The sequence below is a fragment of the Marinobacter sp. EVN1 genome, from assembly GCF_000475375.1.
Lineage (GTDB): Bacteria > Pseudomonadota > Gammaproteobacteria > Pseudomonadales > Oleiphilaceae > Marinobacter > Marinobacter nauticus.
The window spans coordinates 229,500-244,292 of sequence record NZ_AXCB01000016.1; the positions used below are offsets into that span (position 1 = coordinate 229,500).

General features: G+C 57.2%; 16 protein-coding genes. 4 read left to right on the forward strand and 12 right to left on the reverse strand.

Annotated features, from left to right (window positions below; all coding sequences use genetic code 11):
• Positions 1–83: 83 nt before the first annotated feature.
• The 5 genes from Q674_RS28860 to Q674_RS28875 form a co-directional block, all read right to left on the reverse strand.
• The gene (locus tag Q674_RS28860) at positions 84–1,421 is read right to left on the reverse strand and encodes a serine hydrolase domain-containing protein (RefSeq protein WP_023008648.1); all 1,338 of its coding nucleotides are present in this window, start codon (positions 1,419–1,421) and stop codon (positions 84–86) included.
• A gap of 14 nt (positions 1,422–1,435) precedes the next feature.
• Positions 1,436–2,953 carry a phospholipase D family protein gene (locus Q674_RS28865; protein ID WP_031210041.1) on the reverse strand — a complete coding sequence of 506 codons (1,518 nt, stop codon included), beginning with the start codon at positions 2,951–2,953 and terminating at the stop codon, positions 1,436–1,438.
• Between the two features lie 208 nt (positions 2,954–3,161).
• A complete protein-coding gene (locus tag Q674_RS41205) occupies positions 3,162–3,332 on the reverse strand; it encodes a hypothetical protein (protein WP_023008650.1) in 171 nt (56 codons plus the stop codon).
• 120 nt (positions 3,333–3,452) lie between these two features.
• Positions 3,453–4,016, reverse strand: a complete 564-nt coding sequence (locus Q674_RS28870; RefSeq protein ID WP_023008651.1) for an NADPH-dependent FMN reductase — start codon at positions 4,014–4,016, stop codon at positions 3,453–3,455.
• A gap of 143 nt (positions 4,017–4,159) precedes the next feature.
• Positions 4,160–4,408 (reverse strand): hypothetical protein, encoded by a 249-nt coding sequence (locus Q674_RS28875; protein ID WP_031210043.1) that lies wholly within the window; start codon positions 4,406–4,408, stop codon positions 4,160–4,162.
• A 197-nt stretch (positions 4,409–4,605) separates the two neighbouring features.
• Here Q674_RS28875 and Q674_RS28880 point away from each other — a divergent pair, with 197 nt between their 5' ends.
• A complete protein-coding gene (locus Q674_RS28880) occupies positions 4,606–5,250 on the forward strand; it encodes a hypothetical protein (RefSeq protein ID WP_023008653.1) in 645 nt (214 codons plus the stop codon).
• A 27-nt stretch (positions 5,251–5,277) separates the two neighbouring features.
• Here Q674_RS28880 and Q674_RS28885 read toward each other — a convergent pair whose 3' ends face one another.
• From Q674_RS28885 to Q674_RS41320, 3 genes are all read right to left on the reverse strand, one after another.
• The gene (locus tag Q674_RS28885; protein WP_023008654.1) at positions 5,278–5,946 is read right to left on the reverse strand and encodes an alpha/beta hydrolase; all 669 of its coding nucleotides are present in this window, start codon (positions 5,944–5,946) and stop codon (positions 5,278–5,280) included.
• Between the two features lie 50 nt (positions 5,947–5,996).
• Entirely contained in the window at positions 5,997–6,746 is a 750-nt protein-coding gene (locus Q674_RS28890) for a ParA family protein (RefSeq protein WP_023008655.1), read from the reverse strand.
• A gap of 154 nt (positions 6,747–6,900) precedes the next feature.
• Entirely contained in the window at positions 6,901–7,056 is a 156-nt protein-coding gene (locus Q674_RS41320; protein WP_022990772.1) for a hypothetical protein, read from the reverse strand.
• Between the two features lie 75 nt (positions 7,057–7,131).
• Between Q674_RS41320 and rhtB the strand changes: the two genes are divergently transcribed.
• Both rhtB and Q674_RS28900 read left to right on the forward strand, forming a co-directional pair.
• Positions 7,132–7,752: a homoserine/homoserine lactone efflux protein gene (gene rhtB, locus Q674_RS28895; protein ID WP_023008656.1), complete on the forward strand. Its 621-nt coding sequence runs from the start codon at positions 7,132–7,134 to the stop codon at positions 7,750–7,752.
• Between the two features lie 90 nt (positions 7,753–7,842).
• Positions 7,843–8,808 carry a calcium/sodium antiporter gene (locus tag Q674_RS28900; RefSeq protein ID WP_023008657.1) on the forward strand — a complete coding sequence of 322 codons (966 nt, stop codon included), beginning with the start codon at positions 7,843–7,845 and terminating at the stop codon, positions 8,806–8,808.
• On the opposite strand, the gene Q674_RS28905 is transcribed toward Q674_RS28900, so the two are convergent.
• The 4 genes from Q674_RS28905 to Q674_RS28920 all read right to left on the reverse strand — a co-directional run bounded on the left by Q674_RS28905 (position 8,805) and on the right by Q674_RS28920 (position 13,703).
• Entirely contained in the window at positions 8,805–9,659 is an 855-nt protein-coding gene (locus Q674_RS28905) for a hypothetical protein (protein WP_023008658.1), read from the reverse strand. The genes Q674_RS28900 and Q674_RS28905 overlap by 4 nt on opposite strands.
• A gap of 86 nt (positions 9,660–9,745) precedes the next feature.
• Positions 9,746–10,612: an ABC transporter substrate-binding protein gene (locus Q674_RS28910; RefSeq protein ID WP_031210045.1), complete on the reverse strand. Its 867-nt coding sequence runs from the start codon at positions 10,610–10,612 to the stop codon at positions 9,746–9,748.
• Between the two features lie 11 nt (positions 10,613–10,623).
• On the reverse strand, positions 10,624–12,654 hold the full coding sequence (locus tag Q674_RS28915; protein WP_023008660.1) for a TonB-dependent receptor domain-containing protein: 2,031 nt from the start codon (positions 12,652–12,654) through the stop codon (positions 10,624–10,626).
• A 95-nt stretch (positions 12,655–12,749) separates the two neighbouring features.
• Positions 12,750–13,703 (reverse strand): LysR family transcriptional regulator, encoded by a 954-nt coding sequence (locus tag Q674_RS28920; protein ID WP_023008661.1) that lies wholly within the window; start codon positions 13,701–13,703, stop codon positions 12,750–12,752.
• A gap of 129 nt (positions 13,704–13,832) precedes the next feature.
• Here Q674_RS28920 and Q674_RS28925 point away from each other — a divergent pair, with 129 nt between their 5' ends.
• Complete coding sequence (locus Q674_RS28925; protein ID WP_023008662.1) at positions 13,833–14,792, forward strand: iron-siderophore ABC transporter substrate-binding protein; 960 nt, start codon at positions 13,833–13,835, stop codon at positions 14,790–14,792.
• Position 14,793: the final 1 nt, after the last annotated feature.

Below are 14,793 nucleotides of genomic sequence, written 5' to 3' on the forward strand. Positions count from 1 at the left end.
GCCGCCACCGGACACGATAAATTCAATGAGTTAGCCCACCTTGTGCGGGCTTTGTTGTTTTAGGTGTCAATGCCTTCGCTCCATCAAGCCCCTCCCGCTGGCCCTGCACCGCGCTCCTGACTCTTCAGATAATCCGCCACAGCCCGGTAAGCCGGCAAGGAAGTCGGATCATTCGCCGCATTGCCGGCAATCGGGTTGGAGGCAAAGCGGACGATGACCATATCGGCAGCAGGATCTATCCAGATCGTTTGGCCATGCACACCGCGCGCCGCGAACGCCCCGTGGTCGTCGTGGCTGACCCACCACATGCCACGATAGCTCCAGCCATCGAGAAGTTCATATCCGGCTTTGGCAAACACCGCCCGGTCGCCACCATTGCGAATACTGGCAATCGCCTGGGCCGGGATAATCTGCTCGCCGGCCCACTTACCCTCGTTCAGCACGAGTAAACCGATTCGCGCCATATCACGCAACGTGGCGTTGAATCCGCCGCCAGCAAATGGAGTACCTATGGAATCGACCGTATAGAAAGCTTCACGCTCTGCCCCGATCTTTGACCAGATACGCTCGGAAAAGTAGTCGGCAACCGAAACCCCGGTCGTTCTTGCGATCAGCCAGCCCACCACATCTGAATTAATGGTTTTGTAGCCGAACGCTTCACCATGCTCTCCGTCTTTTCTGACCGTTTTCAGGTAATCGAAGTAGCTTCGAGGCCCTTCACGTTGTTCGCTCACCAGATACGGACTCCCGGCCCTGGCATAGGTCCAGACTTCGGCATCAGGATCAGAATAGTCTTCCGAGTAGTCCAGCGCGGTGGTCATATCCAGAACCTGGCGAACCGTTGCATCACCGAATGCACTGCGCCCCAGTTCGGGAATGATGTCTCCCACCAAAGCGGTTTCATCCAGCTTGCCTTCGGCCACCAGCACCTCGCCGAGAAGCCCCGTCAGGCTCTTGGTGACGGACATTGCGCCGTGCAGAGTGTGCTCATCAAGGCAGCCATCGTAACGCTCATAAACCACCCTGCCCTGGTGCAGAACCAGGATGCCGTCGGTGTAATTCGCGTCAAAGGCATCGCGCCAGGTCATTGAGGCCTTACCTCCCAGGGGCAAGAATTCGACCCCCTCTATGCCGGCATCCATGTCTACAGGAAGCTCACTGACACCTTCACTGCCATTACGAACCGCAGTCGTTGGCATCAGCTCCCGAAAATGACAGACCGTCCAGCGCAGCTTGGGGAAGGCAAAATAGTCCGGATCCGTGAAGCGAATCATTTTGTCGGGCGCCGGAGGAAAACCCTGCATCAGTCCGAGAGCGTCTGGAGTGGAGTCCGGCGCAGACAGCGGTGTCGCTTCCTGGGCCACAGCAGTCCCGCCAAGCACCAGAGACAGCGCAAAGCCGAGATGTACAGCTGAGTTCATTGTCTTTTCCTTATTCAAAGCAGCCACTCAATTGGCAGTATCGACAACAGGAAAATCCCCGTGCGTTGCAAAAACCCTGTATTGGGTTCCTGCTCATGGCGGATGACATCGCCATCAACGTGCTCTATCCAATAAAGCTCACCGTTCTCGGTTAGTCGAACTTCGTAAGCCCGCAACGGGATGCTTTCTTCAAAGGCCTCGTGGATCTTTTCTGAAAGCGCCGGGCTCTCAATCACAAAGCCCAGCTCGGTGTTCAGGTTGATCGAGCGGGGATCGAAATTGAAGGAGCCAACGAACAGTCTCTCGCCGTCAACGGCAAAGGTCTTTGCATGCAGGCTGGAGCCCGAACTACCGAAGGGCCCGGCACTCTGGTTCCGTTCAACATCAGGCGAGAGCCGCCGCATCTCATACAGATGGATACCGGCCTCAAGCAGAGCCTTGCGACGTTTGGCATAACCCGCATGAACAGCGGCTACGTCGGTGGCATCAAGCGAATTGGTCAGTATGCTTACCTCAATACCTTTGTTCGCCAAAGCCGCAAACGCATCAACACCCGCCCGGGTTGGCACGAAGTACGGGGAAATCAATGCGACCCGGGATTCGGGTTCTCCAAGAATCTCGCCAAGCTTATACGCCAGCAGATCTTCCCTTTCAGATCTCCCAAGCCCTTTGGCGGGGCTATCACTGACCATTCGGGTTCTGGCCCAGTCGAACTCCAGTGCTCCAGACAGCAGCTGACGCACAAAATCGGATTCGGAAACCGCCTTCACATAGTCTGTCGCCGCCTGGTCGTTCTCAAGCTTCAGCGCACGACGCTCCAGCTCACGCAAATCCGCATCGGAAGCGTCGGGCAACAGCTGTTCGACGGGATACGCCGAGGCACTGGCCCAATAGCGATCAAAATCGCTCGATACCTCGGGTACAACCGGGCCAATGGCAAGCACATCCAGATCCGCAAAAAGAACGCCGGCAGTGGCACCAAAATACTCATCGCCAACGTTCCGCCCACCCACAATGGTTGCCTGGTTATCAGCGGTGAATGACTTGTTGTGCATCCGGCGGTTAGCCCGCGAGAAGTCCGTCAGGTACCCCAACCATTTGGGATTACGGATCACAAACGGGTTAAAGAGTCGTACTTCAATGGAAGGATGACTTGCCAAGGCAGCGAGTTCGGCGTCTAACCCGGAGGTGCCGTTATCATCCAGCAGCAACCGGACCCGCACTCCCCGCTCAGCCGCCGTATGCAGTTCTTCCAACAGCAGTGTTCCGGTTATATCGCCATGCCAGATGTAATACTGAACGTCCAGCGTTCGATCGGCGGCGCGCGCCAGCAGCACGCGGGCGGCGAAGGCATCCCGAGGGTTTGCCAAGGTATGGATGCCACTATTACCAGGATAGCTCTCCAGCTGCGGCGCAATGGCCTGTCCGAGCCGGGTATCGGCGGCCTCATCCAGGTCCAGGGCGCTGGACTCCGATCGGTCAGCGATTGGCAATGCGCAGGCCGACAACAAGACCGATAAAAAGAAGACCATCAGCAACGTTAACGTCCGTTGCTTTTGTTTCGTGAAACCAGAATCCGGAATAAGTTGTCTCAATGTGCCTGCCCCAATGCCGTCCCAACTTGCATCAGAAAAGATCAGTCCAGATCAATTAATGCAACAGGTAGCGTAGCGTCAAGGGCTCGAATTAGCCCATCTGAAGCGGGCCAGGTTGTTCTGGATGTCGATAACGCTGAACCCCTTATGCACCCGCCAACGGAGCCATTCGCCGCTCCACCGCACCGCGCTCTTCCTGCGCTCTTTTAAGCCGGGAATAGTTGGTCGGCGTTGGGTCCTGGTCGTAGCGTGTCTGCGCCTGATGTGCCTGGTCGCACTTCTCCAGCCACTGCTCAATCAGCTCTACTGTGCTCATGGTTCACCTCCGTTGTCGTTAGGTATGCGTTCACCATAAACGACCAACGGAGGTAGAATCCCGAAAGCTTTATGCTTGAATTGTGGCAAATAATGATCGGGAATCAGAGCGCTCAGTAACTTAACGCATGGGCTTCATTCCCTCGGCCCACTTGGCCAGCTCCGCCAGCATGGTCGAGGCCGACCCGGTATGATGCTCGGTCGCCTGGAACTTGCGATTCTCATCCAGAAGTTCCCAGGGCATCTGCACCATCACGCCCTCCACCATGGGCATCATTTTAACGGTGGTCACCAGTTGTTTTGCCATCTGTGCAGACCGTAGCCCGCCAGAGACACCGCCATAGCTGACAAAGGCACACGGCTTGTAATTCCATTCGTTGTAGACGTAATTGATCGCGTTCATGAATGAAGGCGGCGGGCAGAAATTGTACTCCGGAAGTACGAACACGTAGGCATCCGCGCCGGACACACTCTCCGACCAGTTTTTCGTGTGCTCGTGCTGATACTGCTGCTGACGCGGGTGATTGGGCTCGTCATAAACCGGCAGGTTGAAATCCGCCAGATCCACCAGCTCACTTGTAAAGCCGCCCTGTTCGTTGGCAAAACCGTTGAACCACTCAGCGATGGCGGGGCCTACACGGCCGGGGCGAGTACTGCAGATGATTGTCTGTAACTTGAGGGACATGGCAGGTTTCCTTTTGCTGAATAGACAGATCCACCAACGCAAACCGTACTGCAATACCGGTTCACGCCGTTATGTAGTCTTGGTCAGTCTAGCCTCAGCGCCAGGCGATAGATAACACAAGCTTCTGCAGGAATTGTTCAGTTTTACTGACGATCCCGGAGCACCTTCCAGTCCAGAACATTTCCCTCTGAATCAAACTGAACATAGCCGGAATAGCCGTCGGATTCATGCCAGGTCTTCACGTAACCAACCACCTGGCCATCTTCGGCAATCATTTCAAAGGAGGTGTTCTTCTCGTGGGTCGTGCTGTGATCATCACTGTCAGGAGCGACTTCTTGAAGTTTCAGGTTCGGGTTTCCGGGAAGTGCGATATCGAGCATATGCGGGTTCATGGCAAAACCTCTTCGGGTACTCAGGCAAGGGACCGGTTTCGATCCGTCACGGCCAGTGTAGGCAGGATTTGTGTCGCTGTGTTGACACACCTCAAGACCGTTTCCGTGTTCAACAGACTGTCACAATCCATGTCTTTGAACCCTGGACCGGCTGGCTGCTATGTTAGTTCCGAAAACAGGAACCGGAGGCTACCCCAATGGACTACGTCAGCCCGATCAGCAGCGCCATAATGGCGGTTGTCTGGATCGTCTACTTTCAGCTCTTTTTCCTGCAATACAAACGAAATAACCGCCCCTATCTGGTCATCCACCACGCCCAGAACGAGAACCCGGATGCACTGTGTTTGCTGGTGAACATGGGGCAGGAAACGGTGCATATTCAGTGTGTACAGGTTGTGGTGCATACCCGGGCTGGGCAAGAGAAAACCCTGACGGTTACGCAATACGAGAGCGTCGCACCGGATGACTCCAACGTACAGCATGCTCTGCGGCAAGGCCCGGTGCCTTCCGGTGGCTACCTGGTTCTGGGCTCGTTCCGGAATGTGATTCTCGGCAAGAACAGCGAGGACGAAGACAGCGACTATCTTTTCGAGGACATTACAGGATTTGAACTTCGGGCAGCCGTGATTCACGGCCCCAGCACCTACCCCGTAGGTGTGCGCCGGAGCTTCACTTTGCGCCACGATGGCAGACCCAAAATATTCCCGCACAACATTCACAGCGAGCAGCTAAACCGGCGCAGAGACCGCAACGAGGTACGCCGCTGGCTTGAGGAAGAGCTTCAGCCCAAATGCAGAGGTCGTTCGGAATCGGACAGCTCCGACCAGTCCGCCAGCGAATAGAACGGGGAAGATGAGTCCCCGTCCGAGTTAGCGGTCTCCCGAGGTCAAACGAGACAGGAAAGCGTCCAGGTCTCTTACCTCTTCAAGGCACAGGCTATGTTCCATTCCATAGCTTTGATACTCCGGCTCGTACCCGAGATCCTGAAGTTTCCGAAGTGCCGCCTGGCCAAGTGTTTCGGCCACGATAGGGTCGAAGCGACCATGGCCGATAAATACCGGCAACTTGCGGTTGGCTTCGCTCAGCTCAATGGTATCAACCGTGGCAAAGTAAGTAGACAGCGCAAACAGGCCGCCAAGACGCTCCGGATAGCTGAGGGCCAGCTCATAAGCCACCGCACCGCCCTGGGAGAAACCACCCAGAATGATGTTTTCACTGGCAACACCGCGCTCCCGCTCGGCCCGGATCAGCTCGGCAACCATGGCTGCGGACGCGCGAAGCTGTTCGGCATCAACCTTACGATCGACGTCCATGGCAAGAATGTCGTACCAGGCCGGCATCACCATTCCGCCATTGATGGTAACTGGCAGCTCCGGTGCATGGGGAAAAATGAAACGTACGGGCTGCTCCCGCGAGAACCGGAACTCCGGAACCACCGGCTCGAAGTCGTGACCGCTGGCGCCAAGACCGTGCAGCCAGATTATGGTGGTTTGCGGGTTGTCGCCGGTGTCGATTTGCAGTGTTTCAAGGGGTGTCATCAAGGCTCCACTCGTGTCGAATAAGTGCCGAGACTCTACCACTTTTCAGGCTATCGAGACCAAAGATCCGTTTTGATACCCGACCACAGTTTGCGGAATTCTCCTGCCGCCAGTGAGCCTGGGGCCAGCACTTCAAGTGGTTGTCCTTCTTCCCCCATGCGCTCAACCGCACTCGCATAGGGGACGGCAGCAAGCGCAGGCAAGCCAAGCTTCTCTGCGTCCCGCGCCAACACATCCCGATGCAGATTCTTACGCCTATCCACCATTGAAAAGAACGGACGCAACTTCTTAACACCGAGTTTTTTATCCTTCACAAACTCTTTCAACTGGTCCCAGCTATTCAGGGACAACCAGGTGGGTACCACCGGTACATACACCTTGTCAGCCACATCCAGCACCTGCTCGGTAAGCCGGGATAACGTGGGCGGGCAATCCAGAATTACCAGACTGGTGTCTTCCGACAAAGGCGCCAACAGGTCTTTCAGCGCGTTGCCATCGTGCTCCTGTTCGAGCTTGATGTCGAAATTTCGAAAGCTGGAATGGGCGGGGATAAAATCCAGGTTGGGATAAACGTCTTCGTGAATAAAGCGGGCAATGGGCGATTTCCCCTCCAGCAATTTGGAGAGTTTACGGCCCTTCACGGGCTCTGCTCCGGCAAGGTAGAAACTGGAGGCCCCCTGTGGGTCCAGATCCCAGAGCAAGGTCCTCAGATTGTCCCGGCTGGCCAGGTAAGCGGTGTTGACCGCAGCGGCGGTCTTTCCAACCCCGCCCTTGGGGCTGTAGAAGGCGATGATTCTCATCCTGTGCGGCTCCTGCCGTGTTCCATGTCAGTAAACACTACAGGATAACAGCGACCCAGCGGCCATTCATGAAGCTTTTATGACAACCGGCAAGCGACGACTGGCAAGAACTGTCCGGGATAGGAGGGCACGAAAGGCTTTCGTAAAACCACTTTCACGCGGCTTTGCGAAAGCCCTCCGACCGAACCGTCTTGTCCCGGCTGCGCTTGTATTTGGTTTTGTCCTCAACCACACGCATCTGGTATTTTGGTGTTCTCAATTCCCGTTGCACAGCACTATGCTGCGTGGCTTTCGCCCGTTTTCTGGCCATCTCACAGTCTCCTCTTCTGGCCGGTGTTTTGTGGCGGTTAGTATAACATCTTCGGATTCAGCAAGAGCGTAAGCAATGACACTCACTGTCTGGCTGACCTTTCTGGTCGCAGCTGTTTTTATCAGTATTTCGCCTGGTGCCGGCGCGGTGAATTCCATGAGCAGCGGGCTTCGCTACGGGGTGCGTAAATCTCTGCCCACCATTGCCGGTCAGCAATTCGGTTACGGCGCACAGATCGTGCTGGTAGGCGCCGGGCTGGGCGCAATCGTCGCCTCCTCCAATACTGCTTTGGCAGTGATCAAATGGATTGGCGTGGTTTACCTTATCTGGCTCGGCATCCAGAAATGGAGGGAGCCACCTATTGAAGCATCCCGGGCGGACCTCTCCGGATTCAGTCCAAGACAGCAGTTCTGGAACGGAGCTCTGGTAAACCTCACCAACCCGAAAGCCACCATCTTCCTGATTGCCCTGTTCCCCCAGTTTCTGGTGGCGGGCACGCCCCATGGTCCTCAGTTGGCAACCATGGGGGCTACGCTGATCTTTGTCGATATCCTGGTGATGGTAGGCTATGCCATTCTCGCCAGCCAGCTGTTCCGGTTCATGACCACCCCTGCGCGCCAGCGGCAAATGAACCGGGTTTTTGGTGGCCTGTTCGTGACCGCAGCGGTGGCCCTGGCCAGTTTCAAGAGAGCGTGAATTGCCACTGGCTGATAGGTAGTTCTGTGTAATTGTGCGGCCATTGCGATTGCCGTCAAATACTCCGACATCAACCTGGGAGCCAACAACGTGCTGATTGCATCTCTCGCCATTCTTGCCGGCCTTGCCCTTCTGGTCTGGAGTGCCGACCGGTTTGTTGAAGGATCGGCCGCTACGGCTGGCCATTTCGGAATGCCACCTTTACTGATTGGCATGGTGGTGGTTGGCTTTGGTACCTCGGCACCGGAGATGGTGGTTTCCGCGCTGGCGGCCTCTCAGGGCAACCCCGGCCTGGCGCTGGGTAATGCCTATGGTTCCAACATCACCAACATCGCCCTGATTCTCGGTATCACCGCCGTGATTGCCCCCATTGCCGTACACTCTCAGGTGATGCGCAAGGAATTGCCGATTCTGGCCCTGGTTACCCTGGCGGCGGCCTGGCTGCTGTTTGACGGCGAACTCAGCCGGCTGGATGCGACCGGCCTGCTGGTGCTGTTTGCGCTGGTGCTGGGCTGGAGTATCTGGTCTGGCATGAGAAAAACTGATGATGTCTTCGCCACCGAAATGGATGCCGAGCTTGCCACTCATCCCATGCCCATTCGCAACGCGATGCTCTGGCTGGTCGTGGGGCTGGTTCTGCTGATTATCAGCTCCCGTATTCTGGTCTGGGGCGCAGTCGATCTTGCCACCCGCTTTGGCGTCAGTGACCTTGTGATCGGCCTGACCATTGTGGCTATTGGCACATCTCTGCCGGAACTGGCCTCTTCTATCATTGCGGCCCGCAAGGGCGAGCATGATCTGGCTTTGGGTAATATTCTGGGCTCCAACCTGTTCAACACCCTGGCCGTGGTCGGTATTGCCGGCTCCATTGCCCCCATGGCGGTGGCCAATGAAGTCTTGATCAGGGATATTCCAGTGATGGTGGGCCTGACCCTCGCCCTGTTTGTGCTAGGCTATGGATTTTGCGGGCCCGGGCGTATCAATCGTGTGGAAGGTGTTGGGCTGCTGGCCATCTTCGTGGGCTATACGGCCTACCTGCTAAGCACCACCTTTTAAGAGAGCAGTCCCGGGGTCAGCAACCATTCACTGACTCCCGGATACTGCTCCAGATCCAGGACAAACTCCTGACCACGTGCCGCGCACTTTAAGCGGCAGTATTCTCCGGAATCCTCCAGGCGCCAGCGTTCCGGATTGTGATGATAACTGAGGGGTGACTTACCAGGTTGAGGCATGAAGCCAGCCGGTAAGCGCCAGTCCGTGACCATTGAGGCTCCGGGTGCGGTCAGCCGGTGCTGATCTGACAAAGCCTCCACGGCTCCGGCGGCTGGCAAATCCTCACGCAAGCCTGGAATCTGAAGCCTGTCGCCGCTGACATAGAGACTGTTCTGTGCTGATCGCTCGCCATGCAGATGCGGATGATAGCGCGCCCACTCCGGTACCGACGACGCGTTGCCCAGAGGCCAGACGTCTGCCACTTGCAACCAGCCCCAGACAGCGTGAAACGGTCGGCTACCGGGCACAAAGCGCCATCGTCTCCGATAACGTTCCACCGGCCGGAACAGCGCAAAAAAGAGAAAAAGATCACCAGGCCCAATGTCATGATTGGCCAGGTGCGCCTGGGCCGAACTGTGCTGGCCAAGCACCGGACGCCAGCCTGGCAGCCGGGGATAGGCGTTTTCGATGACATCCGGATCCAGATGCGCACCACGTCTGGAAAACGCCCGCTGCCCCGTCAACTGCGACACAAGCGAACCAATGCTTTCGCCATGGTGCCGGATCTGGCTGTAGCGAATGGGCGACTGGTCGTCCGGAATGGGCAGCGCCAGGCAGCTGCCATCCGGGAAGACCGGATTGGGGCAGCCGCCAGCGGAACTGTCGAAGCCTTTTCTGCTGAGGATCAGTTTCATATCTGAGCATTATTGACCAAAGCGGCGCAAACAAAAAAGGCCCGTCGGCGTTTGCCGGCAGGCCTTAAGATTCTGCTGCGCGGAAGTTACCGCACCGCGTTCACCACTTCATCCACTTGCAGCCGTACGCTCTGCAAGCCGCCACCGGACAGGTACCAGAGGCCTGGGTTAAGCACCACAACTTCGGTAGACACACCAGCCTCGGCCAACGAAGCTTTCAACGTCTTCGGCGCCAGCGGTTCATCTCCGATCGCGGCACTGCGATCAACCACCAGCAGGTTATCCGGCGCCATTTGCGCCAGAACATCGGCTGTTACCGGATAGAAAGTACGCTCGCCACGCACGACGGGCTGCACACTGTCTGGCACAGCCGCAGGTGTCAACGCCAGTAGCTCGTAGACCAATGCTTCCTGCCGAAGTGAAAAGTTCCCGTTATTATGGGTCACCACGGTAACGGTACCTGCGTCGGCCAAGGTCGCCTTTTGCGCCTCAACGTGCTGCCAGAGCGCGTCCAGCTCTACCCCAGCCACCTCTTCAAGGCCGTAGTAGCCAGCCAGGCTGAGCACCCGGTCATTCACCGCGGCCTGAAGATCATTCCCCTCCAGCGTGACATCACGTACTGGAGCCACCTTCGCAAAGGACGCAAGGGCTTCCGCGCCCTGGCGCCCGGTCATCAGTACCAATCCCGGTTTCAGATCCGTGACCAATGCCAGGTCGGGTGTCTTGAGACCGCCTGCGTCCGGCAACCTTTCGCCCAGACCCACCAGATAATCCGGCAGGCTCTGGTGTGGAATGGCCACAACCTTTTCTTCCAGACCCAGCTCCAGCAAGGTGTCCAATGCACCGTGATCGTAGCTGATCACCGTGGGACCGGTTACTTCCGTCGTGGTCGCGCACCCGGTCAGGGTTATGCCGGCCAGAGCAAAAGCCATAATTCGTTTCATTGAAGTCATGGTTACTATCCTCAGAAGTCGACCGCCAGGCCAAGGTTCAGGCGACGGCCATCCAGCACCACGCCATAGTCATCATTGGTGATTTCTTTATCAGCCAGGTTGTACAGACCCGCGGTCACCCGGGCAGAATCGGTCAGTTGGTAAAGCAAACCGGCATCCATCAACGTATAACCCGGCGTGCCATCTGACATGCTACGGCGGCCAAGGTAATCGCTGGTTTCGCCACGGTAGTTGGCCTGGAACCAAAGATTCAGGCGGTTATTCGCTTGCCAGTCCAGGTTGGCGTTAGCCATGTGCTCAGGAATTTTGTTCAGCGGTTCGCCTTTGTACTCCCCGGTCTTCTGTTCAGAGTCGGTGTAGGTGTAGCTGGAATTCAGAGTGACCGAGTCGGTCAGCCGATAATCCAGCGTCAGTTCGACGCCTCGCATTTCGGCTTCGTCGATGTTGGCCCGGGTACTCAGGAACAGGTAGTCGTTGCCCTGAAAGCTGCAGGTCCAGGTGGCCGGGTCATCGCGATCCCCATTGGGAGACTCACAAAGCCGGTCTTCGGCAATCTTGTCTTTGAAATCGGTCTGGAACAGCATCACGCTGGCGTTCAGCCCCATGGCCCGGCTATCAAACACCATTCCCGCCTCGTAGCTGATACTGGATTCCGGATCCAGTTCCGGGTTGCCGATGATCAATGCCCGTGGATGCGGCGCAGGTGAGCCACCGCCGCCAGTGCCACGGCCGAAGCCTTCGGTCACATCGGCCAGACCCGGCTGACGATATCCCGTAGACACCCCACCCTTGAGGGTCAGCTCTGGCGTCAGATCGTAAAGTGCGTAAACCCTTGGTGAAAACTCACCGCCAAACAGCTCGTCGTCGTTGTAACGCAGCCCTGTGGTCACCGACAACTGCTCGGTCAGCCCCCACTCCACTTCCGAGTACACCGCAGCGATCCAGCGATCAACACTGCGGACGGCGCCTGGAATATTGGATGTCAGCAAACCGTTGGTTTCGTCGGTCAGCTTTTCCTTCTTGTACTGGCCACCCACCGTCAGCACATGGTCGCCCCAGAACCGTGTAGCCTGGGTATCCAGCATCGATACTTTCTCTTTCTTGGTCTGATCCTGTACCCGCTCGGACAGGTCATGCTGGATAAAGCTCCGGGTCAACCAATCGCCATAGTTGCCGGCGTGAGACAGCACGTATACATCTTTGTCATAGATGTAGTTTGAGCCGGTTTCATCCTCTGCCACACTCTTGCCGGGTGTGCTGGTCTCTTCCAGACGGGAGCTGTCGTAACTCAGGGCAAATTCGTTGCGACTATCCGGAGTCAGAATCAGCTTGGCACCACCCTGCTTGCGCTTGCTTTCCGGGGTACTGCGTGCGGAGTCATCGGCACCGGCAAAATCGCTCTCATCATCCCCTCCCCAGGCAGCATTCACTTCCGCACTGAGCAGGTCCTCCACCAATGCGCCGCCGGCAAACAGGCTGGTCTGCCGGCTGTCGTTGCTGACATCGTTCAGAGATTTGGTGTACTCGGATGAGATAGTGCCCGCCCACTCACCACGGTTTTTGCGGGTGATGATGTTGATGACGCCGCCCATGGCTTCAGAACCGTACAGCGACGACATCGGGCCACGGATGACTTCAACCCGCTCGATCATGGAGATGGGCGGCAGAGCAATCTGCTTGCCACCGTCCTGGCCGTTGGTGTTTACCGAACGCCCCGCTGAGACCGGCCGGCCGTCGACCAGATAAAGCGTGTAACTGTCGTCCATCCCCCGAATGCTAATGTCCTGCGCACCACCGCCACCGGTTACGTACACTCCCGGGATGTTATTCACCGCATCGACAATACTCTTGTAGGACTTCTTCGCCAGCTCCTCGCCAGAGATCACCGAAATACTGGCCGGCGCATCCGAGATGTTCTGCTCAAAGCCAGCGGCAGTCACCACAATTTCACCCAGCTCAACGGGCTCGGCCTGGGCCAGACCAGCGGTGCTGGCACTGGTCAGGGCAACCGCTGACGCCAGCAAAGGAAAACGACGGCGCATGAATAACTCCTTGTGTTGTGCAACGTTCACGATATATCAGTTTTCGCACTTGCGAATCATTATCAGTGGCGTGAACATTAACACAGCGCAAGGGTTCAGGTGTTGGAATGATGCGTTCCGCTTTTCGGAACAGCCTGTGTGGCAGTACCAACACCCCCAGTCCATTCCTCCGGGATACAGCTTCGTAGATGAGCAATAAAGGCCCGCACCCGACGGGGAAGAACACCATGAGGATAAAGCAAGGTCACTGGCAGGTCGGGTCCATACCACTCCGGTAGACAGGACTGAAAACTGCCGGGATGAGCCGTCAGCCGACGTTCCACCAGCCAGACCGGCATCAAGCCCAGGCCGCGGCCCGCGGCAATGGCGTCACCCTGCACATTGAACTGGTCCACGGTAAACCGACGGTCCGGTAGCGATAGCGGAAAATTGCCCTGGCGGGAGTGGTGCAATATTACCCCGGTGTCTGCCATACCCAGCAGATCCACCCAGGGATGATGGGCAAGCTCTCCCGGTGCAGCCGGCTTGCCGTGCTGCCGGAAATAGGCCGGGCTACCGAAAATACCCTGCTTGAGCACACCGAGCACCTCCTGGCGCAGCGCTGTCTCGCCGGCCTCACCCAGCCAGATACACACACCGTCCTCGACCGCTTCCGGCAGGTTCCTCTGGGTGTGAATCGCAACACGAAGGTCGTCATGGTCAGCCATAAAGGACTCAACCACCCCGGAAAACCAGCCACGCACAAAAGATTCGTGACAACGCAATTCCAGCTTGCCGGTTACCTCGGCTTTGAGTTCGTCCAGTGCCTCCCGCCCCTGCACCACCAACTCGAGAATGTCGTTGCAATAGCGGTAGAACACACGCCCGGCATCGTTCGGCACGATCTTCCGGGATTGTCTCAGCAACAGTGGCTGCCCCACATTCTCCTCCAGTTGTCGAATCCGGCGGCTGAGAGTGGACTTGGGTAGTCCCAGATCCCGGGTACTGGCGGTCAGGCTGCCGGTGCGCACTACCGACACGAAAGCTTCCAGCTCCTGCAAGTCATACATGATTTGGTTCCATTATTTGCAACTGACCGTTCCAATTTATCACTTTAAAACCTTAACGAGAACCATTATCATTATTTTCCATTAAAATTTGCAAGCTATCTAACACCCCGCTGCCGGAGCGCACTGACCATGACATGCCGCACTCTCACCCCCAGACAGACGCTTCTCCGATCCATTGCCGTACTGGCACTCTCCGCCATGGGCGCGGGTACCAGTCTCGCGGGTACCCGGTCTGTGGAAACGGCCTATGGCCCGGTAACGGTCAACGGCCAGCCAGAGCGAGTAGTCACACTGTACGAGGGGGCCCTGGACACGACACTGGCTGTCGATGCCAACCCAGTGGGTGCTGTAATTACCCGTGCCGGCAGCGACGTTGCCGATTACATCAAGTCCCGGGCAGGCGATATCGCTATTGTGGGCGCACCGGCCGAAACCAATATTGAAGCGGTTATCTCCGTCCGGCCCGATCTGATTCTGGCAGCACCGCGCACCAATGAGCAGCAATACCAGTTGCTGTCGCGGATCGCGCCGGTGATCGTGTCAGATGTTCCCATGTTCCAGCCGGACAGCTGGGAACGGGAAACCCGCCTGTTCGCCAAAGCCCTGGGGAAGGAAGAGGCCGCTGAGCAGGTGATTGCTAAAGTCGAATCCCGCATTGGCGAAGTGGCCGCCCTTGTGGAGGCTCGCATCCCGGAAGCCCAGCGAGATGCCACCCTGATTCGCTGGATGCCCCAGGGGCCACTGGTGATGGCGGAAGGCCTGTTCTCGGCCTCGATTCTTCAGGCAGTAGGCTTCCGGATAGATGACAATGATCTGGTTAAAGAAGGTCGCCCCCATAGCGAACCACTGAGCCTGGAGAACCTGTCCAGCATGGACCAAAGCTGGGTATTCCTGGCGACACTGAATGAGGATGGCGACAAAGCACTGGAGGCAGCCCGCCAATCCGCGGCTTTTGCCCGCCTGGATGCAGTTGAACACGACCGGGTGATCACCGTCAGCGGGCAACTCTGGACCAGCGCTACCGGACCTCTTGCGGTACTGGCCATTCTTGATGACATCGAAGCCGCGGTCACTGCCATTCAGCCCTGAA